Here is a 21334-nt window from a genome sequence, read left to right as displayed (position 1 = left end):
TTTTAGATATATTTTTTTATCTTCTCATCTCTAATAAGTGAGATGCAGATTAACGTAGATAAATTTCCACTGATCAAATCTGATACTTCCGTTGACTAAAGCTGTATCACTTCTCAGCAAAAAATCCAATAACACACTTCCGCCTATCCCAATGCAGATCGTTTTCTGAGGATGGGCGGTGTTCGTCATCCAACCCAACAGGAACCTTAGCATGTTTAACCCTCATCTTCTCGATCACAGCCATGGCTCTTTGAATAATCACTACCTGGATAAATTTGAACATGTGATTAACAACGCGTTGAGTGAGCACCCTCGGACATTAGCCGTTCGCGTTGATTTGCGATTATCTCCTGGCTGGTTCAATAACGACGATATGCTTAGCTGTCATCCTAATTTATCGTCCGATCTGATGACCCGGTTCATACGTTCGCTGATGGCCAAGATCGTTAGCTACCGTCAGCGATTACTAAAACAGGATAAACGGGCTCATCCTTGTACGTTACGTTATTACTGGGTAAAAGAAAGTGAAACGTTGCATTACCCGCATTATCACACTGTGCTGTTCTTCAACAAAGATCTTTTCAGGCAACTGGGGTGTTTTGACTCGGAAAACCGGAATTTGGGTTCGATGATTAAGGAGGCCTGGTTAAGTGCTCTGGGATTGAAAGGGCACGATGAATACCGGGCATTGGTGCATTTCCCTGATAATCCCACTTACGTGCTGGATCGTAACCAACCGGATTTCGCGGCTCATTACCAGGCGTTGGTATTCCGTGCCAGTTATCTCGCCAAAGATCGCAGCAAGGTTTATAGCGCCTCGGATCGCTCCCTCGGTTATAGCCAGAAGTAATCTCTTACTGTACAGACCAATGGTGTGAGCAGATAGCGCTACGGTGTCTGCTCTGTTTTGCCATGAACATCATTTAGATTTCATGCCGTTGTGGGTCGAAACGATGCTCAATGACGATAACTTTCAACGGTGGACGATACGCTGGGGATGATGACTGTTGTGTACCGTGATCTCTGCCCTGATCTGTCCGCACCTAGCGTTCAAGCGAGGTGTATATGCAACTGTTTTTTACCTCAATCCCTTACGCGGTCACCTCTGAGGGAGAAATTGTGGATATCAACCACCTGGGTAATGATCGGCTTGTCTGCGAGTTTTGCGGGGTGTGCTTGTGGTGCCGTACCGATGGCGAGGGCCGAAAGGTATTTGAGCATACCCTGATGAACCACAGTGATATTGCCAGGGCCAGCCGGTGTTTATATCGGCACATGTTAACGGGTGATTGGCAACCTTATCATCGGTTAGCCCATTCAATGCTCTCTCGGCATATCTTGCAGCATCCTACCCTCAAGCGTGCCTGGCACTGTCGGTCATGTGGGTATCGTTACGAGGGCAGGAAGTCTTGCCCACACTGTGCTGACTGGGTATCGACGGTTGAAGCCTGATGATCGACAACATTTTCCCGATGACATTAAACGTTCCAATCCAATGAGGTCCTATGATGAAACACATACCTGCTAAAACTGCGATTGACGAATTTGGTGACCTGGTGAGTGCAACTGATGATTTCAAGTTTCCTTGTTTATGGAATTTCTACTGCTTCCACTGTAATAGCCTGGTGGAGCTGGTGCTGGCACAGGGCGATCAGCCTGCGTATTTCATCCACAATCCAGAGCACTTGACTGAAACTGCGCTGGCGATTTGCCCCAACATCGACAGATCGCCTTCAGCCTGAAGGTTCGACCTCCCCGATAGCAATCTGAAGAATAGTTATTGACGCAATGGTATGAGCCACAATGGCCACATTCCACGTCATGATCTTGCTAATAAAAAAACACACATTCGACAACCTCATCTGACGTAATAAAAAATCCCGCGCCCCTTCTGCATGCGATGTCCTTTGAACCTGTCGCAGGGCCCGCGTTTCTCATGGTTCAAACAAGGAAACTCAACATGCAAAAGATCAACGCCATCAATCCGATTAATGTCGCTACCCGCTGGATATGTACGCAGTGCCACCGACAATACGCAGGGGGCAAACCCTGCACTTTCTGCCACAGCGCGATGTTCAGCGTATCGGTGGGTTCCCAAGACAAACCGAACGCGCATTGGCAACATGTATGAACGCCCCACTTACCTGCATTCAGCTTGATACCCACGGCGTCAAACGCACGCTGCAAGCCGCCATTGATCGGTATCCGAGGCTGCTGGCATTACGGGTTACATTGCATTTACCCGATACTGCAATACAGCCCCTCGATGTACTGATAACTCGGTTTCACGCTGCATTACGCCAGCACATCAACGCTTTCATCGACATTCGCCAATCAGAAGGTAAACCGGCACCACCGACCCAGATCGGTCTGTTGTGGGGTGTCGAACGTCATGGAGGTATCCCGATGCTGTTGTTGGTGAACCAGGATACCGTTTACAGCGTTCGCCATGATGCGGCGTTTCAGATACAAATTGATGCCGTTAATGCCCTCATCGACCAAGTCTGGTCATCCGTTATCGATCCGGTCAACGAATTGGCGTTTGTTCTGTCTTCGGAAGCCTTTTGCATGCAGGTTGACCGTGGTGATGTTGAACAATACGCCTCCCAATACGCTGCGCTCAGCAACAGCATGAAATCGTTAGCTTCGGTGGTATGTACGATCCCGTAAGTCACCGATCACCCGCCTGGCTGTTTCATCTCGCTCGTTGACCTGATTTTATTTACCCTTCAATAGCACGACGTGTTGCCCATAGACAGGGATGGATGTCCCCTGCGCGTCAGGTCGTGCAGGAGTTAACACGATGTATGCCAAATCCTTTATCGCTTTGGACAGTCATAACCGCCTGACCGGTGCCAGAACGGCACAAACGGCACCTGATGATCGCTACTGCTGCCACCTTTGCGGTAGCGTGATGAGGTTCCATCCAGATTCTCAAACGGAACGCCCCTGGTTTGAACATCGGCAGAACACATTAACTGACCGAGGCCGAGAATGCCCCTACGTCAAACCGGAGCATGCAGAAAGACGGTGTATCGAGATGCTACGTCGTTATGTACCCGATGCTCAACCCATCGTCCGAAAAGCGGATTGGTTCTGCTCGAGTTGCAACACCGGGTATTACGGCGAGCACTATTGCCTGGTGTGCCAGACCGGTGATCACAGCTGTCACGTTAGCCAGCCGGAGGTCATCACATGCGAATGTTGAAATGTTATCTGGCCAATGACAAGTCCGGGCATTTTGTAACAACAAAAGAGGCAATCAACCGGGGCGGTGGCATGTTGACCTGCGTATCTTGCGGTTGTCGACTGATATTGCATGCTGGCGTGCCTGGCGTGGCCCCCTGGTTTGAACATGATCAGCAAACCGTTTCGCGAGCAACGTTGATGAATTGTGCCAATCTTGACCCACAAGTGAAGGCAGAAGCGAGGCAAGAGGCGTTACGCAAAGCGGTGAAAGGACTACCAGTACCTGCTGTGGTTAAATCCTGGTACTGCGTTTGGTGCCGGGACCATTACCTGGGGGAAAAGCACTGTATTGAGTGTGGCACGGGGATATACAGCATTGAGGAGGCTCAATGGTGGGAGAATTATACCTGACTCTGTTTTAGTCAGTGGCACATCGACAATATTTGCACACTAAAGTCATACTTGTTCCCCCCCTGAATGCCCATCAACACTCAGTGAGGTTTTAAGGTTGCTCCCAAAACTGCGATTCAACAGGGTGTATTCCGTTTCAATCGCCGCTGGCTTCACACTCCAGCAAATTGACTTTCGCTTATCGTAGCTCGTTGATAAAGTCATCGGTGAGCAGGCAAAGGGAAACCGCATGATCGAGCGTATTGATTACCATCTTGAAAAATACCACTTCGCGGAAATCAGTGAAACGCCGCGTATAACACGTCAATGGGCTGAGGTTATCGAAGAATGCCGTCAGGTTAGGGCTGGAAGTGCCGAACGTCTGCGTATCGCCTTGCTGAATGTGGATTATGTCACCAGCTTTGAACTGCCTTTTCGTTTGCTGTTGGTGCGTGCCTCGCAACTGATTGCCGGGCTGCGTGATGAACTGCCACTCAGTCAGAAAAACGTCGTGTTTAACGGTAAACGTTTTGGCTGTGTTTACAGCGTGAAATCTGATGTAAATCAGATACCAGAAGAGTTTCACTACCGTCTGTCAACCCGTATTTGCCGAGAAGGGGCGTCAGGCGATACCGCTGCGCCTTACCGGGAGATTGCCAGGGAAATAAAAATGCCGCGCGAGCGGCTTAAGCGGGCGCTGGAGAGCGGACTGGCAGTGACGGCGCTGGATGGTCTGTTCTGGTTCGGTATGCAGCGGATCGCTGCTGACGTGGCAGTGCTCAGAAAAAAGGGGATGCGTATTGCAACCGCTGAGGTCCCCGTCTGGGACAGCCTCACCGCCACCCTCCGCCCTGTACCGGTCTACCGCTGCGGGTGAAAACAGGCATTGATTGACCGTTGATACACCGTTGCCGATCCGCCGCAGGTTGGTGACAACTGAGACGGTACAACGGGGATGAGAGAAGCTACCCCATCACCGATGTTTAACCCTGAAAAACATCACGAAGCCGGTACGGGGTAGCCTGCATGATATCGTGGTAGTGGCCTGGTTTTTCAACTGTCTCGTATTGTTACGCTGAATAAAACCGACATGTGCTGACCCAAAGCATGTCGATAACAATGCCAGGAATAACAAGCCATCTGGGCGACAAAATAAACACTTCCATGAGGTTGCTACGGGCTCACCGCTTTATTACCCTTGGCATCAATTTTACTTAACATTAATAACCCCATGACAACACCTCCTGACCAAACCGTAAAAGACCTGGCCCACCTGGCGTTCTGCGCCCTGGTAGCCTTGCATACTGCCATTCAGCAAGGGACGGCCACGTCGCCGATGGCAGAACACCTGTTCCTGGTTCGCTGGTTGGCCACAGCGCAAAAACAAAAACGGTTTCCCCGCAGTGTGGCGTTAGATATTCAGCAGTTGCTGGAGAAGGGACGTAAAGAGGGGATTGAGGCCAAACTCAGAAATCGCTTTGAATACGTCTGGCGCACCTGCACCGGCGAACTCAAGCACCAGAACGACCTGTTCAGGCTCACCTACGCCATCGAGAGCCTGAAGGCACAAGGCTGGCGTAATGAGCTGGTGACCCAGACCGAGTGGGATAACGGGATTATTGAAGCACCTGAGCCTGCGCTGTATGTCGTCAAATCCGCACTCAACGTGGCGTTTACGCCTGAAGGTCGCCTAATCACGCCGCTTGAATTCAGAATTGCAGGCAACGTGCAGGTCTTTATCGATGCTCTGGCGACATGTTTTCTCACCGCCAGTGGATCAGAAAAGGCGGCGACACTGATGCCCACGGGAACCTATTGATGCAGGTGGAGACGGCATACGGGTCGCGCAAGCATCAAGCCGTGTTAATGTATTCGGGGTACCCAAGCAACGCATTTTGCCTTGGACTGCTTGCTTTCTGTTCTGTGGCGCGGGATAATCCTCAACATAATTTGATACATTTCTTATCATTTTCGACACCTTCTCAGGGATGATCCATGTTGGCATGCAGGAAGCAGGCGTGGCGCTTTTGTGCGCTCGTCGCAGTAAGTTGTGCAGTCTTTCCGGTTTCAGGCGCGTTTCTCAGCCCCGCCGATCGCGACACTATCCAGCAGCAACAGCGTGATCTGCTGCAGCAAAACCAGCAGCAGCGCCAGCAACTGCAACGCAGCATTTCCCCTACGCGCCCAGAGGCCCCACCCGTTGCGGCTGAAGGTGGCCCCTGTTTCACTATCAATACCATTCGTCTTGAGGGCGCCACTCACCTGCCTGCCAGCGCGCAGCAAACGCTCACGCAGCCTTATCTCCAGCGCTGCCTGAATCTGGCGCAGATCCAGACCCTGGTGCAACAGGTCTCCGACTGGTATATCGCGCGCGGTTACATCACCAGCCGCGCGTTCCTCACCGAGCAGGATCTGTCTCGCGGGGAACTGAAACTTCTCGTTCTTGAAGGCCAACTGGAGAAGATCCAGTTGGATAAACGCGATGACCGCATGCTGAAGATGGCGTTCCCCGGCCTGGTGGGCACTATCCTCAACCTCCGTGATGTCGAACAGGGCATGGAGCAGATCAACCGCCTGCGTCAGCAACCGGTCAAGATTGAAATCCTGCCTGGCAGCCAGCCGGGCTATTCGGTGGTGAACTTGACAGCAACCCCAGAGTTCCCGGTGATGCTGGGGTTGGGGTTCGATAACAGCGGGCAAAAAAGCACCGGCACCGGGCAGATCAACGGCTCGTTGACCGGCAATAACCTGCTGGGGTTGGCGGATCAGTGGTTTGTCTCCGGCGCGCGCAGCAGCGATTTCGCCAGCGATCACAACGCCCGCAGCGTGCAGGCGGGTGTCAGCCTGCCTTACGGCTACTGGCTGGCGGATTACAACTATTCCTACAGCGACTACCTCTCGACCATCAACAATCAGGGCTTCGACTGGCGCTCCAGCGGCGACAGCCAGACGCACCGTTTCAACCTGTCCCGCGTCGTGTTCCGCAACAGTGAGATAAAAACCGGCCTGGCGCTGGGCCTGACGCACCGTATCAATCGCAACTACCTCAACGACGCCCGGCTGGAGAGCAGCAGCCGCAAGCTCACCAGTGTGTCGCTGGGCGTGGCGCACAGCCAGAAGCTGTGGGGCGGATTTGCCACCTTCAACCCGACATACAGCCGTGGCGTGCCGTGGCTGGGGGCGGAAGACGACAGCGGTAAAAGCCACGATGCGCCGAGAGCAGAGTTCAACAAGACTTCACTCTCCAGCAGCTATTACCTGCCACTTGCCCAGGACTGGACCTATCTCACCAGCGTCTACGGCCAGTGGTCGCCCGATCGGTTATACGGCAGCGAACGCCTGACTGTCGGCGGCGAAAGCTCGGTGCGGGGTTACAAGGAGCAGTATCTGTCCGGGGATAACGGCGGTTACTGGCGTAACGAGGTGAACTGGTCGCCATTCAGCCTGCCGTACCTCGGCACAATCACCCTGTTGGGTGCGGTGGATGGCGGTTACCTGCGCCACGACTCTCAGGATACCTATGCCTCCGGCACGCTGTGGGGCGGCGCGGTGGGGCTCGGCAGCCGCAACCGTTATTTTGGCAGCCAGTTGACCGTCGGTTGGCCGCTGTCACACCCGAGTTGGCTGGAGCCAGACCGGGTTTCTGTCTATTACCGCATCAGTATTGTTCTTTAATTAATGTCCAGGGAAAGGGTTTACTACATGAGTCAGTCAACGGATCGTCCTCTTCATGCCACCCAACGTTGGCTGAGCTATGCCCTGTGTACCCTTTTGGCGTGGCAGCCGGTGTTACCCGCCTTTGCCAACGGTGTAAATGTTGCCGAAGGCAATACGAAACTCGATCAGGCCGCCAACGGTGTGCCGGTGGTCAATATCGCCACACCCAATCAGGCCGGAATTTCCCACAATAAATACAACGACTTCAACGTGGGAAAAGAGGGGCTGATCCTCAACAACGCCACCGATCGGCTCACTCAGAGCCAGTTGGGTGGTCTGATCCAGAACAACCCCAATCTGCAGGCCGGGAAAGAAGCCCAGGGCATCATCAATGAAGTGGTGACCCCGAACCGTTCGCAACTGCAGGGCTATATGGAAGTGGCGGGCAAGCAGGCCAATGTGATGGTGGCCAACCCGTATGGTATCACCTGCGACGGCTGCGGTTTTATCAACACCCCGAATGCAACATTGACCACCGGTAAACCGGTACTGGGTGCCGACGGCAGTTTGCAGGCGCTGGAAGTAACCCAGGGGGCGATCAGCATTCAGGGCCAAGGGCTGGATGCCAGCCAGAGCGACAAGTTCGCGCTGATTGCCCGTGCCACCGACCTCAACGCGCAACTGCATGCCAAAGACGCAACCATCACGCTGGGTGCCAACCGGGTGGATGCGCAAGGCAACGCTACACCGATCGCCGGTCAGGGCGACGTGCCAAAAGTTGCGATCGACACAGGCGCCTTGGGCGGAATGTATGCCAACCGAATTCACCTGGTGTCCAGCGAAACCGGCGTCGGCGTTAACCTCGGTAACCTCAATGCCCGTGACGGGGATATCACTCTGGATGCCAACGGCAAGTTGACGCTGAATAACACGCTGGCGCAGGGGAACTTGACCGTCAATGCAGCCGATATTGCGCTGAGTGGCAGCCATGAGGCCGCTCAAAACGTCGCCTTGAACAGCCAGGGCCAATTGGCACTGAGTCACACCTCGGTGAAAGCCGGTCAGCAGATCGTACTCAACGGCGGTGACCTGGCACTGGCGCAGACCACGCTCAGCGCGGCGAAAGACCTTCAGGTGCATGCCACAGGCCAATTGACAGCGACCAACAGCACCCTGCTGGCAGGCACGGACGCACAAGGCAACCTGACCGCCACCCAGCGGCTCGTCGTAAACGCCGGTGAGCAGAAGTGGCTGAACAGCCAGCTCGGGGCGGGAACGGTGATTGCCGCAGCCCAACGCGACTTGATTCTGGATGGTGGCTCGCAACTGACCGGGTTGAACGGCGTCACGCTGCAAGGCGGCGCAGTGAGCCTGGCGGGGAAAGCCAGCTCTGGTGGGGATTTCATCCTGCAGGGTAGCAGTCTGCAAAGCACAAGCGGTAGTGTGCTGAGTGCACAACAGGATATCCAGTTCACCTTCAGCGGCAGTGCGGATTGGCAGGGGCAACTCACTGCCGGGCGCGATCTGACGCTGCAGGCCAATAACCTGACTAACGCAGGCCAACTGGCCGCCAACCGCAACAGCCAGGTAACGGCACAAACGCTGAATAACAGCGGGTTGTTACAGGCGCAGGGGAGTCAGACGGTTAACGTTCTGCAACTCGATAACAGCGGCCAACTGCAATCGGCGGGCGCGCTGACGCTGCATGCCGATGCGGCCAATAACCGTGGGCTGATGGGTTCACAGCAACCGTTGACACTGACGGTGCGGGATACCCTGAACGTCAGTGGGTCGTTGTATACCGAAGGACTGCTGAACGTACAGGCCGGTGAGTTTCTGCTGGCTGGCCGGGCGACCGGGGTTCAGGGTATCGCTGTAACAGGTAACCTGCAGACCACGACGGGCTCGGCATTGCTGAGCGCCGGGGATATCCGCTTGCAGGGTGACCAATTTATGCTGAGTGGATTGTTGTCGAGCGATCGCTCGCTGACGATAACCGGCAAACAGTTCACCACGGGGGATAGCGCACAAAGTCAGGCCAAAGACGGCATGGTATTGGCGGCGACGGAAAGCGCACAGCTTGCCGGGGTGTTTACCACCCTGGGGGATTTAACGTTCAGCGGTGCGCAGGCCGAAAGCCGCGCCGACATGATTGCCCGTACTCTCAACTGGCGCAGTGACAGCCTCAACCAACAAGGCCGTATGCAGGCTGACAACGGGTTAACGCTGGCGGTCAGGCAGCTTAATCAGCAAGGGACTTTGCAGGCGGGGCAGAAGCTTACTTTACGCGGTGATGCCCTGACTAACAGTGGATTTATCGGTGCGCCGCAGCTTGAACTGGCGTTTACCCGTAGCCTGGATAACAGCGGTTCGCTCCTGGCAAGCCAGGGGCTGACGCTGGATGTGCCTTCACTGAACAACAGTGGCACCCTGGCGGCGAAGACGCTGACGTTAAATACCCAGAGTCTGGACAACCGTGGGTTGATACAGGCCGGGGCCCGTGCGGATATTGAGGCACAAACGCTGACTAACCGCCTGGAGGGACGTCTGCTGGCAGGAGAAAACCTGGCCTTGCACACCGGGCAACTGAGCAACGCTGGCAAACTGCAGGCTGGCGACATGAATGTGGAGACACAAACCTGGAACAACACCGGCAGCGCTTTGGGTATTAACAGCATGACGGCGAACGTCACCCAGACTCTCGACAACGGCGGGCAATTGCTGAGCCAGGGGCCGATTGCGCTGAGTGTGGCGTCGCTGAGCAATAGCGGAAAAATCCTCAGTGAAGGCCAACTCAGGCTTACTGCGCAACAGTTGACCAATCAGGGCGAAGCGCAAGGCAACGTCACACAGTTGAACGCCAGCCAACTGACCAACAGCGGCACGCTGATCGGCATCGAGCGGTTGGTATTGCAACTGCAACAGGATTTGAATAATGCGACCCGCGGTCAGTTACTGAGCGGCGGTGAACTGACGGTGAATGCGGCGGCAGTGAGCAATGCGGGGGTATGGCAAGGCGAACAGATCCTTCTGGCAGCGCGCCAACTGGACAATAGCGGTACGCTGCAGGCGAACAAACGCATTCAATTGGATCTGACCGGTGATTTCCACAGCGGTGTGGGCAGCCAGATTGTCACCAACGGCGAAGCGGCGCTTAACGCGTTGGCCTTGGTCAACCAGGGCAACTGGCAAGCGGCCACGCTGTCGCTGACAGGCACCTCGCTGCTCAACAACGGTGTGATTACCGGAGTTAATCAGCTTAACGCTGAGATGAGCGGTAACATCGGCCAGCAGACTGACGGGCAGATACTGAGCAATGGCACGGCCACCCTGAAAGCCAATCAGGTAGATAACCAGGGACGTATCCAGGCCGGAGCGCTGGCCGTAGAGGCGGCAGAGCTCACCAACACCGGACTCCTGCTGGGGCAGGCGGCCTTCAGTGCGCAACTGAGCGGTGTATTCCGTAACCTGGCCGCGGGCGATGTGCGCAGCCAGAACGGGCTGCAATTGACGGCGGCAGGGCTGGATAACGTGGGCACTGTCCAGAGTGCGGGGAGCAGTACGTTAGTGCTGACCAACCCGGTGCTCAACACGGGCACATTGGTAGTGGGCGGTGCCTTGTCGCTTCACGCCCCCAGCCTGACTAACAGTGGGTGGTTGCAGGCGGGTAGCCTTACCTTTAACGGTAATCAACTGGATAACACCGGTACATTGATTGCGGCGGGCAATAGCGGGCTGACGCTCACTGTGTTCAACAACCTGGGTATGTTGCAAGGCGAGAGCCTGCAACTGAATACTGGCAGCCTGAGCAATGCCGGTACGTTGTTGGCCACCCGACAACTGGCAGTGCAGGCGCAACAGATCGATAACGGGCAAAACGCCAAGTTGTTCAGCGCGGGCGATCTGACGCTGGTCAGCGGTGCGCTCAGTCAGTTTGGGCAACTGGTGGCGCTGGGCAATATTGCGCTGACACTGAATGATGCGTTTGCACAACAAGGTACCCTGGCGGCAGGCAACACGTTACATCTTTCCAGCCAGGGGGACATCACGCTGACGGGCACCACGCAGGGCCAGAGCCTGGCGATTTACAGTGGTGGGCAATTCACCAACGTCGGTACAGTGCGCGGTGGCAACGGTGACGTGCGGATTGATGCAGCCGGTATCACACAAAACGCAGGCTCCAGCCTGCAATCAGGCGGCCTGGTCCAGTTATTCAGTGGCAGTGTCATCAATAACTACGGTTTTATCGGCACCGCCGGTGATCTGCTGCTGAGTGCAGTGAGCCAACTGTTCAACAGCGGCATGCTGTACAGTGGTGGCAACATGCACCTGCTGGCGGACCGTATTGCTAACCAGTACGGCGATATTCTGGCGGGCAACAGCCTGTGGATGCAACGCGATACCGCGGGCAATGCCAACAGCGAAATCGTCAATACGTCCGGTACCCTCGAAACCGAAAACGGCGATATCACCCTTAACACCGCACATTTGCTGAATCAGCGTGATGGGCTGGCGCTTGAGAGCAAGACGGTTAATTTGGGGGGAGGTGATAACATTGGGGAGGTTTCCGTCAACATTCCGATTGGGAAACTGGATCCAGAGAGTTATGGCTATTATCTGCATACGTGGTCACAACGGGTAAGCTCGTGCAGTGCTAATGCTTCTTGCGACTACATTATACATAATGACTATTATTACGCCCCCTTCAGTGACTATGCGATTCAGAAGTTTGCGCAAACGCAAACGCGGGTAGATGTCGTTAGTCAAGGCGGCGCTTCACGCATTGCATCGGGCAGGGACTTGAGTATTTTTGCTGGGAGCCTTGAAAATGCTGCCAGTGAACTCCTTGCTAATCGCAACATAGTGCTGACAGGGGAGCAGCTCAGTAATCAAAGCTATCAGTCAGGAACCTCCACTGATTATTATGTTTATCAATATGTTAAAAATTATGATGTCCCCTCTTGGATAGTGGGGGCACAGGGAGAGCCTTCATTTGCTGATTCGAAATTGACCCTCCCAGCAGGGCAGCGACCGAAAAATGACAGCATCGAATTTATGCTGACTGGACGTGAGACAGTGAATGAAAATGGTGAACTCTATCGTGCCATTATTCAAGCCGGTGGCGCAGTTAACGCCAACTTCACCAGTGATATCAGCAACACGACCGTCACCCCTAATGCGGGCGGGTTCAGCCATTCATTGGCGACACCGGTGCTGGACGGTTTGCAGCAACCAGGTAACGTAGAAGGCACACAGGCACAGGAACTGGCCGGTGACTCAAGCATTACCGTGGGCACCCCAGCCTGGAAAGACAACCTGCAAAATGCGCTGAGCACACTGGGCAACACGGCGGCAGATCTGGCGGACTACCCGTTGCCGAACGGCAGCGATGGCCGCTTCGTACCGAACCCGGATCCGAACAGCCCGTACCTTATCACCACCAACCCGAAACTGAACGGCCTGGGGCAGCTTGATAACAGCCTGTTTGATTCACTGTACAGTCTACTGGGTCAACAGCCGGGCAGTGCCCCGCAGGAAAATGACAGCCGTTACACCAACGAAACGCAGTTTATCGGTTCGGCCTATTTCCTTGACCGCCTGAACCTGCGCCCGGATTACGACTATCGCTTCCTCGGGGATGCAGCTTTTGATACTCGCTATATCAGTAACGCCGTGCTGCACCAGACAGGCCAACGTTATATCAATGGCGTCGGTTCTGATATGGCGCAGATGCAATATCTGATCGACAACGCCGCGCAGGCGCAAACCGGGCTGGGCCTGCAATTTGGTGTCAGCCTGACGCCGCAGCAGGTCGCTGCATTGGACAAGAGTATCGTCTGGTGGGAGCCGGTGACGGTCAACGGCCAGACGGTACTGGCCCCGAAACTGTACCTGTCGAGCAAGGATACGGTGGTACTGAACGGCAGTGTGATCAGCGGTAACCAGGTGAACCTGAATGCGGGCAGCCTGACCAACAGCGGCAGCACCCTTCAGGGTGGCGAACGTCTGAACGTGACCAGCCAGGGGGCGATCAACAACCTGAACGGTGGTTTGCTGAATGCGGCAGGTTCACTGCAACTGAGTGCTATCGGCGATATCAGCAACATCGGCTCTACCCTCAGCGGTAACCGCGTCGCGCTGGAAAGCCTGGATGGCAACATCATCAACCAGACGCTGACCCGCCAGTGGGCAGCGCAAGGCACAACGGGCGGCTGGCTGTCACAAAGCCTGTCCCTGTCGCACACGGAAGTGGGTGATATCGGCACCCTTCGGGCCGGAGACTCGTTGAGCCTGAGCGCCGGGAACAACATCGATATTCTGGGGGCGACAGTGACCTCCGGTGGGGCCATGGCTCTGTCGGCGGGTAACGATATCAATATTCTGGCGAACAGCACCTACGATGCCGACAAGCGCCAGACCTGGAACCGCGTAAAAGAGAGCGAGACGCACAGCAGCCAGGCCAGTGAAATCAGCGCCGGTGGACCGCTGGTCGTGAATGCAGGCCGAGATGTGAATGTGCAGGCCAGCCAGGTGGGCAGCCAGAGCGATGCCACCGTGATGGCCGGGCGTGATATCAACCTGCAAACGCAGGAAGAGAGTACCAGGCTGAAAAACAACGGTGACGAGCAGCGCAGCAACGGTGCGACGCGCAGCACACTGACCAGCGGCGGTGATTTGACGTTAGGCGCTGGGCGGGATGTGAACGCGCAGGCGGCGGCGATGGTGGCGGATAACGACGTCAACCTGAGCGCCGGGCGCGACGTGAACCTCACTACCCAACAGACCAGCGAGTACAGCGAAAGCAAAGGCGGCAAACGCCAGCAGGTGGACGAAGCCATTCGCCAGCAGGGGACGGAGATTGCCAGCGGTGGCAACACCACCATTCGTGCCGAACGCGATGCAACCTTGAATGCGGCACAGGTGCAGGCCAGCGGTGACGTGGCAGTGAATGCCGGGCGGGATATCACACTAAATAGCGCCACCGAAAGCGATTATCACTTCTTCGAAGAAACCAAAACCAAGAAAGGCTTCCTGTCGAAGACCACCACCCATACGGTGCGGGAAGACTACGCGACGCAGGAAAAAGGCTCACTGCTCAGCGGCAACAACGTGTCGTTGTCGGCGGGTAACGACCTGACGGTAAAAGGTTCTGCCGTGGTCGGTGATGGCAATATTAATCTAAAAGCAGGTAATAACGTCGAGATAGTGGCCGCTACCGAAGAGCAATTAAGCTATCGGTTGGATGAGAAGAAAAAGAGCGGTGTGTTCAGCGGCGGTGGGCTGGGCTTCACCATCGGCAGCACCTCATCACGCCATCAGGTGAACGAAGACGGTACCACCCAAAGCCAGAGCGTGAGTACCATCGGGTCGACCGGGGGCGATGTGAGCATCGTGGCGGGCGGTAAAGCCCATATCGGCGGTGCGGATGTGATTGCCAACCAGAACCTGTCGGTGACCGGTGACAGCGTACAGATTGACCCAGGGCACGATATCACCCGTCGGGATGAGAGCTTTGAGCAGAAAACCAGTGGCTTGACCGTCGCGCTGTCTGGTGCGGCAGGCGGTGCGGTGAACACCGCCGTCAACACGGCGCAGCAGGCGCAGAAAGAAACCGACGGCCGCCTGGCAGCGTTACAAGGCACCAATGCAGCGCTGTCTGGTGTGCAAGCGGGCCAAGCCGTGGCGTTGGAGCAGGCTAAAGGCGGGGATATTAAAAACACCCTCGGGGTCAGCGCCTCGCTGGGGAGTCAGAAGTCCAGTTCGGAATCCCATTCGCAATCGACGACGGTCAGCGGCTCGCGGCTTACGGCAGGTAACAACCTCTCTGTGACCGCCACGGGCAAAGGCCAGACTGCCAACAGCGGGGATATTGTGATTGCGGGTAGCCAACTGAAAGCCGGTGGGGATACCACGCTGAATGCTGAACGCGATGTGCTGCTGAGCGGTGCAGCCAACACCCAGCAGACGACGGGCAAGAACAGCAGCAGCGGTTTTGGCGTCGGGGTCGATGTCTCGACCGCAGGTGTGGCGGTGTCGGCCAACGCCAACAAGAGCCAGGGCTCGGAGAAAGGCAACGGCACCCAGTGGACAGAAACCACGATTGACAGCGGTAACCAGGTGAACATCACCAGCGGGCGCGATACCACGTTAAACGGCGCGCAGGTGAGTGGCGAGAGCGTGAAGATGGACGTTGGGCGCGACCTGACGCTCAGCAGCCAGCAGGACAGCGACCGTTTTGATGCCAAACAGACCAGCATATCGGGCGGCGTCTCGGTGCCGATTGGCAGCCCAGGTGGCAATGTGCAGTTCTCGACCAGCCGTGACAAGTTGCAAAGCAACTATGACAGCGTGCAGGAGCAGACGGGTATCTACGCCGGACAAGGTGGTTTTGATATCACCGTAGGGAACCATACCCAGCTTGACGGGGCTGTGATTGCCAGTACGGCCGACAAGAGCAAAAACAGCCTGGATACCGGTACGCTGGGCTTTAGCGATATCGACAACAAGGCGGACTTCAAGACTGAACACCAGGGCGGCAGCTTTAGCACCGGTGGCAGCCTGTTGGGCAATGTGCTGTCGAACAGTAACAACCTGTCGCTGGCTGGGGCCAATAACAGTGGCCATGCGGAAGGTACCAGCCAGGCAGCGGTCAGTGAGGGTACGATTACCATTCGTGACCAGGCCAACCAGAAACAGGATGTGGCTGAACTCAGCAGAGACACCGAGAACGCCAACGGCAGTATCGGGCCAATTTTTGACAAAGAGAAAGAACAAAATCGGCTGAAAGCGGCGCAACTCATCGGGGAAATCGGTGCACAGGCGATGGATATCGTCCGGACGCAGGGGGATATCAACGGGCTGAATGCCGCGCGGGAAGCGTACATCAAGGCGGGCGGCAAGCCGTTGGCGGAAAACGCCTCTGTGGCGGATAAAGAAGCCTATGCCAAGATGCTGCGAGAGTCGCCGACCTACAAAGCGGAGATGCAGAAATACGGCACCGGCAGCGACCTGCAAAAAGCGGCACAAGCCGTCACAGCAGCGTTGCAGGGCCTGGCCGGTGGCAATATGGCGGCGGCGATTGCTGGTGGGTTAAGCCCGTATGCGGCGGAGCAAATCAAGGCGTACACCAAAGGTAACGACACAGCCAACGTGCTGGCGCATGCGGTGTGGGGCGCCATCGCGGCAGAAATGAGCGGTAACTCGGCGGTGGCTGGGGCAGCGGGTGCAGCCGGTGGCGAACTGGCGGCGCGTTATCTGGCGGGGCAGTTGTACCCTGACGTGAAACCTGAAAATCTGACCGAGGAGCAGAAGCAGAATATCAGTGCACTGGCAACGTTGGCGGCAGGGTTGGCGGGGGGAGTGACCGGTGATAGCAGTGCCAATGCTCTGGCGGGTGCGCAAGCGGGCAAGAATGCCGTGGATAATAATTTCCTGAGCCAGGGAAGTCCGCAAAAATACGCTGAGAAGTACAAAGGATGTAACGGAAATGCAGATTGTGAGCAGACAATCCGTAAGGATATGGCACAGGAGTCAGCAGAGAATATTCAGAAGCTGAAATCATGCTGGGATGCCGGTGATGCTGCCTGTGTTGCAGATACGCGTTCGAAAATAGAACTTGATGAAAAAGCGTATACTGAACTGCGTCAGCAGGACAACATGGCTGGACGTGCTTATGAAGATTCGGCGAAATGGTATGCTGATATCATTGACCAGTGTGCTGGTAAGTGTGATTGGCTAGAAGCTTCATTGCTGAAGACCGGAGCCGATGGTTTAGGTAACCTAGCTTATGGTGCGCTGGGCATAGGAAGTCTCACTGGAGGGAAAACGGGTGCAGCGACCGAGCAAACTATAACAAAAGGAACAACTACGGAACGTGGTTCTGTTGCCAATGCGAATTTTGCTCAATCGAAAATAAGGGCAAATGAAACATTCAGTGCAGAAGGTGCCGCTAAATACAGCCAGATAGCAGGTTATCCAATCAACACTGTGGATGATTTAGCTAATGCAATTCGTAGTGGAATTATCAAGCCAAACCAATTAGCCGTTGACTATGTAGAGATGAATGGTACGAAATTAATTTTAAATACGCGGACATCTGTAGCATTAGACCGTGCAGGGGTTCCAAAATCTGATTGGTATGGAACTAACCAAACAAATGTAAAAGTACCGGGAATGGATGGGAAGACTTACAATGATCTTGCTGCCGATCAGCTAAAAAATAATAAGCTTCCAGAAACTGGTAGCCCAGATATTCCTCAAGGGAGAAAATAATGGAAGCAGGTGCTGGTATTTCTATCCTAAATCCCTATGAGTGGTTACCGCCTTATGGGGAGAATGCAGTCGTTCTTGAGTCACAAGGGTTGGTGCTTGTACTCAAAATTGAGTATGACGCTGAGGAAGGGTTGCAAGCTACATGCTATCGTGAATTACGATTTGATATGGTATGTGCTTTTTCTCGGACTACATTTCCAGGTGTACCTTTGTTCAATGTAAATTACAGCTCAAGTGTTCAGGCTCCATCAATGGGAGCCTTGATTGAGTACCCAACTTCTGAAGCGACGCTTGCATGGGAACGTCATTTTGGCAGTTCTAGGTCTATAAAACACTTCAAGATTGCCTTCTTATCAGAAAATGTATTGGTTGAGATTTTCGCTAGTAGCGTGACTTTAGGAGATGAAGTTATCATTGCCAATCAATAAACAGCGTTGGCACTGTTTTAGTCAACCAAACACCATTATCGGCCTGATAGAATTTAATGCCTTGCTTGTACATAAGCAGGGCTTTTATTTTTAACACACACGGCTTACCGTGTCGTTGTCCAACAGCTATGGCTGTAGTTTCATCACTCGATAAATGTACATACTGGCGTGATCCAGCCACTAACCCTTGCTCTTTGATAGCTTCCAAAAAACGAGTTGCAGTACCATGATATAAGAAATCAGGTGGTACATTCTCTTTATAGCTAATGTCTACTTGTTGCGTTGAGTGTCCTTGAACAGCTCGGATGTTGAGCCCATCTTCAGATATCGTAAAGCGTTTTTTATCACTATTAGCAACGATAGTCTGCAGAAGGGGTTGGTCAAGATTATAACCTTCTTTGTTTGCACAAATGAGGAGGTCAGCTATCACAGCCCAACCTTCCTTGTCCAGTGATAAGCCAACAGCCTCTGGTTGGTGGCGTAGTATATAGCTTAAAAATTTACTGACTTCAGTATGTTGTTTAGTCATGATGTTCATCTCGAATAAACCCGCATGATTGGCGGAAATTTGTCTTATAGGTTAGTTAGTTATCGTTCATGTATTAGGGGGCAGTTTGGATATCGAATTATTGTACGTTACGAGTATTTTTTGACCGATATGGATATTCCCGATCTCCAAACTCACTGCACAGCTCCGTTTAGGAAACGAGCTATAGTATCGATATCGCAAAAAATGAGTGTATATACAGACTCTGAGCATACCAAAACAACTTATTTCAGGCCTAATATTGCGTCTTCTATCAGTTGACCCAGCATTACCCACGCACCTTCATCCGTTGTATTTCTCTGCTCTAGCATAATTCCAAGATTCCCCGGAGACGGCAGAATGCTCCCTGCCACGCGCAGGTTGTCGGGCATCCCAACGCGTGTGCGCAACGTGATGCCTAGCCCAGCCTGCACCGCAGCCCAGATACCGCTTAGACTCTGGCTGACAAATACCACCCTCCAGGCAATGCCAGCCCGATTCAGGCAAGTAATGGCGCGTGAGCGCATCAGACACGGATTTTCAAACATCACCAGTGGCAACGGCTCATCCTGCTTTAGCAGCATGCTGATATCCAAATCCTGATGCTGTATCCACTCCAGTTGACACTGGCTGATAAGTTTCCCTTCGCGTGGCTTATTTTCCTGCTGCCACAGAAGTGCCATATCGAGCGTATTGTCATCAAGCGCTGTGAGCAGCGCCTGGTTGCGATCCACCCGGGCGATGATGCGTATCCCCGGATGCTGGATCCTGAATTTTCTCAGAATACCGGGCATCAGAGATTCGCCAAAATCTTCCTGCATGCCAAAGCGGATCTCTCCTTGTAACAGCTCACCCTTCAACGCCCGCTGCGTCTCATCATTAAGAGCAAGCAGGCGATGGGCATAGCTCATGAGTATCTCGCCATTGCGGGTCAGCGTCAGATGGCGACCCTTTTTGACTACCAGTTCGGCCTCGCATTGTCGCTCCAGCTTTTTAAGCTGCGCGCTTAACGCCGAGGTTGAGCGACACAGGTGAGTCGCTGCCTTTGTAAAGCTGCCGCATTCAATACCCGTCACAAAACTGCGCAGCGCATCAAGGTCAATAGTCAAGGGGAGTTTGCTCATTATCGTCCTGAAATTCGGGATGGTTTGTCATTAATAATTTGATTTTCAGAATGATACTATCGTATCAGAATCATTTCACTGTCAATAAGGAGAAAAAATACCATGGCGAAAATCCTTGATCGCGAAACACTGGCAAGCATTGCGCCGAAGCTAGCCGAACTGAGTAATGACATACTGTTCAATGATATCTGGAAGCGGGAGGAACAACTCTCCCCACGCGAGCGCAGTCTGCTTACACTGGGTGCGCTGACGGCGTCAGGCCGTGTGCAGCAACTCTCCTGGCATATCAATTTCGCACGGCAAAATGGCCTGAGCCGCGAAGAGATAGTCGAAGCCTTTACCCACCTGGCGTTCTATGCTGGCTGGCCTGCCGCAGTGTCTGCTCTTGGTTGCCTGGAAGAGGATTAAAAACATGCCGTTCACCCGCATAACGCTACGTCAGGGGTACAGCGATGCCGAGATCGCCCAGATTTCCGTCATTCTGCAACAAAGTCTGGAGGAGGAATTTGCCGTCCCGCCCGGCGATCTCTTTCAGGTTTTTGAAGAGCTGCCAGCCCGCCTGCGTGTTTTTGACCGTTATTATAAAAGCGACGGGCGCAGCGATAACTTCATTCAGTTTCATATCCTGGCTGGCAAGCCGCGCACGAACGAGCAGAAGCAAAATCTCTGTCGCGTGCTGAGTCAACGGCTGAATAATAAGCTGGATATTTGCCCGGATGATGTGATGGTAATGATCCAGTTCAATACCGCCGATGAATGGAGTTTCAGCCAGGGGCGGATGCTGCCGGAGGAGATATTATGATTGTCATGCAATACCGCTTTACCTTACCCGCTGACTACGACATGGCGGTGATTGATACACGTATTCAGGAAAATGGCGCGAAGCTGGATGGTTTCCCGGGATTACTTTTTAAGGCATATCTGGTCTCCCGTAGCGATGACGCGTATTGCGATGAGAACCGCTATGCACCGCTCTACCTCTGGAAAAATGCTGAAGCGATGGCGAATTTTTTACAGAGTTCCGGCTTCAAAAATCTGACGCAGAATTTTGGATGGCCGCTGATTGATACCTGGCTGGCGCTGCGTCTGCCCGATATTGATGAGGTGCGCAATGCCAGTTGGTTGTCGATGAGAAGGCTACCTATTGTAGCGCACAGTGCTCTTTCGGCCCTGGCGCTGGAAGGACAACTTTGCGCGTGGGACGTAAGTCGCTGGCAGTTGTTACAGGTGGATTTTGGCAGTGTGCCGGAGGCGGGACAAGAGAATTACCGTATTAAGTACGTTGCATGTGGAGTGGGGGATAGCTAGCGCTCCTGTTAAATAGTAACCAGGAAGGCCGAAGGCTGTTAATTGAAAAACTTGCCTTCTGCCGCCCCTGCAGATATTTACCATACGTTATGCAAAATGGTATCTGAATCGATCACTAATTGGCATCCTGTCGATCACCCTAGGAATTAACTCTTTCAGTTGGCTCAGTTAAGCGGTATTGCTCACTCGTTTGCCCCACGTAAAGCTTAATGCTCACATACCTAAAGGATAACGACCCGAGCTATTAGCATATATGTCAAAAGCTGAAATAGAAGCGCATTTGGTCAAATTTGATGGTGGTGCAGCGGTATGGCTCTGGTTTGTCTTGCCACCAGCCTTTCGTCTACAGGGCTGCTGCGTATCCCAGCCTCGATGCGATGCACTTAAGTTGTGATGTCTGTCAGTATGCGGATGTGAGCGTAGTGGATTTTTCAGCAGAC

General features: G+C 53.9%; 17 protein-coding genes. 15 read left to right on the top strand and 2 right to left on the bottom strand.

Translation table 11 applies throughout. The features are described from left to right. Positions 1-211 precede the first annotated feature (211 nt). The 12 genes from WG891_RS03355 (at position 212) to WG891_RS03305 (ending at position 17936) form a co-directional block, all read left to right on the top strand. On the top strand, positions 212-850 hold the full coding sequence (locus tag WG891_RS03355) for an inovirus Gp2 family protein (protein WP_337262766.1): 639 nt from the start codon (positions 212-214) through the stop codon (positions 848-850). 215 nt (positions 851-1065) lie between these two features. Next, the gene (locus WG891_RS27000) at positions 1066-1452 is read left to right on the top strand and encodes a putative zinc ribbon protein (RefSeq protein ID WP_443006150.1); all 387 of its coding nucleotides are present in this window, start codon (positions 1066-1068) and stop codon (positions 1450-1452) included. 53 nt (positions 1453-1505) lie between these two features. Next, a complete protein-coding gene (locus WG891_RS03350; protein WP_337262765.1) occupies positions 1506-1742 on the top strand; it encodes a hypothetical protein in 237 nt (78 codons plus the stop codon). A 218-nt stretch (positions 1743-1960) separates the two neighbouring features. Continuing rightward, complete coding sequence (locus WG891_RS03345) at positions 1961-2131, top strand: putative zinc ribbon protein (RefSeq protein WP_337262764.1); 171 nt, start codon at positions 1961-1963, stop codon at positions 2129-2131. Next, a complete protein-coding gene (locus WG891_RS03340; protein ID WP_337262763.1) occupies positions 2128-2670 on the top strand; it encodes a YagK/YfjJ domain-containing protein in 543 nt (180 codons plus the stop codon). Before WG891_RS03345 ends, WG891_RS03340 begins: the two co-directional genes overlap by 4 nt. A gap of 133 nt (positions 2671-2803) precedes the next feature. Further along, positions 2804-3208, top strand: a complete 405-nt coding sequence (locus tag WG891_RS03335; RefSeq protein ID WP_337262762.1) for a putative zinc ribbon protein — start codon at positions 2804-2806, stop codon at positions 3206-3208. Further along, positions 3196-3600, top strand: a complete 405-nt coding sequence (locus WG891_RS03330) for a putative zinc ribbon protein (RefSeq protein WP_337262761.1) — start codon at positions 3196-3198, stop codon at positions 3598-3600. Before WG891_RS03335 ends, WG891_RS03330 begins: the two co-directional genes overlap by 13 nt. A 229-nt stretch (positions 3601-3829) precedes the next feature. Continuing rightward, positions 3830-4456, top strand: coding sequence for a DNA-binding protein (locus WG891_RS03325; protein WP_337262760.1), 627 nt, complete (start codon positions 3830-3832; stop codon positions 4454-4456). 354 nt (positions 4457-4810) lie between these two features. After that, positions 4811-5398 (top strand): DUF2913 family protein, encoded by a 588-nt coding sequence (locus WG891_RS03320; RefSeq protein ID WP_337262759.1) that lies wholly within the window; start codon positions 4811-4813, stop codon positions 5396-5398. A 176-nt stretch (positions 5399-5574) separates the two neighbouring features. Then, entirely contained in the window at positions 5575-7254 is a 1680-nt protein-coding gene (locus WG891_RS03315) for a ShlB/FhaC/HecB family hemolysin secretion/activation protein (protein ID WP_337262758.1), read from the top strand. Between the two features lie 27 nt (positions 7255-7281). Beyond that, entirely contained in the window at positions 7282-17508 is a 10227-nt protein-coding gene (locus tag WG891_RS03310) for a hemagglutinin repeat-containing protein (RefSeq protein ID WP_337262757.1), read from the top strand. Then, entirely contained in the window at positions 17508-17936 is a 429-nt protein-coding gene (locus WG891_RS03305) for a hypothetical protein (protein ID WP_337262756.1), read from the top strand. The genes WG891_RS03310 and WG891_RS03305 overlap by 1 nt, the downstream gene beginning before the upstream one ends. Here the strand turns inward: WG891_RS03305 and kptA are convergent. Together kptA and WG891_RS03295 are read right to left on the bottom strand one after the other, a co-directional pair. Continuing rightward, entirely contained in the window at positions 17920-18465 is a 546-nt protein-coding gene (kptA, locus tag WG891_RS03300; protein ID WP_337262755.1) for an RNA 2'-phosphotransferase, read from the bottom strand. The genes WG891_RS03305 and kptA overlap by 17 nt on opposite strands. Positions 18466-18707: 242 nt before the next feature. Beyond that, positions 18708-19586 (bottom strand): LysR substrate-binding domain-containing protein, encoded by an 879-nt coding sequence (locus tag WG891_RS03295; protein ID WP_337262754.1) that lies wholly within the window; start codon positions 19584-19586, stop codon positions 18708-18710. Positions 19587-19688: 102 nt separating this feature from the next. Between WG891_RS03295 and WG891_RS03290 the strand changes: the two genes are divergently transcribed. From WG891_RS03290 to WG891_RS03280, 3 genes are read left to right on the top strand one after another with little or no spacing between them, the layout of a single operon-like run. Beyond that, complete coding sequence (locus tag WG891_RS03290) at positions 19689-19994, top strand: carboxymuconolactone decarboxylase family protein (protein WP_337262753.1); 306 nt, start codon at positions 19689-19691, stop codon at positions 19992-19994. A gap of 4 nt (positions 19995-19998) precedes the next feature. Beyond that, positions 19999-20388, top strand: coding sequence for a tautomerase family protein (locus WG891_RS03285; protein WP_057520032.1), 390 nt, complete (start codon positions 19999-20001; stop codon positions 20386-20388). After that, entirely contained in the window at positions 20385-20894 is a 510-nt protein-coding gene (locus WG891_RS03280) for a DUF4865 family protein (protein WP_337262752.1), read from the top strand. The genes WG891_RS03285 and WG891_RS03280 overlap by 4 nt, the downstream gene beginning before the upstream one ends. The last annotated feature ends 440 nt before the right edge of the window (positions 20895-21334 follow it).

The sequence above is a fragment of the Serratia sp. MMO-28 genome (genome assembly GCF_037199905.1).
GTDB classification, from domain to species: domain Bacteria; phylum Pseudomonadota; class Gammaproteobacteria; order Enterobacterales; family Enterobacteriaceae; genus Chania; species Chania oryzae.
The sequence above is the reverse complement of the archived record's forward strand: the minus strand, read 5'-3'. Positions and strand labels throughout refer to the sequence as shown.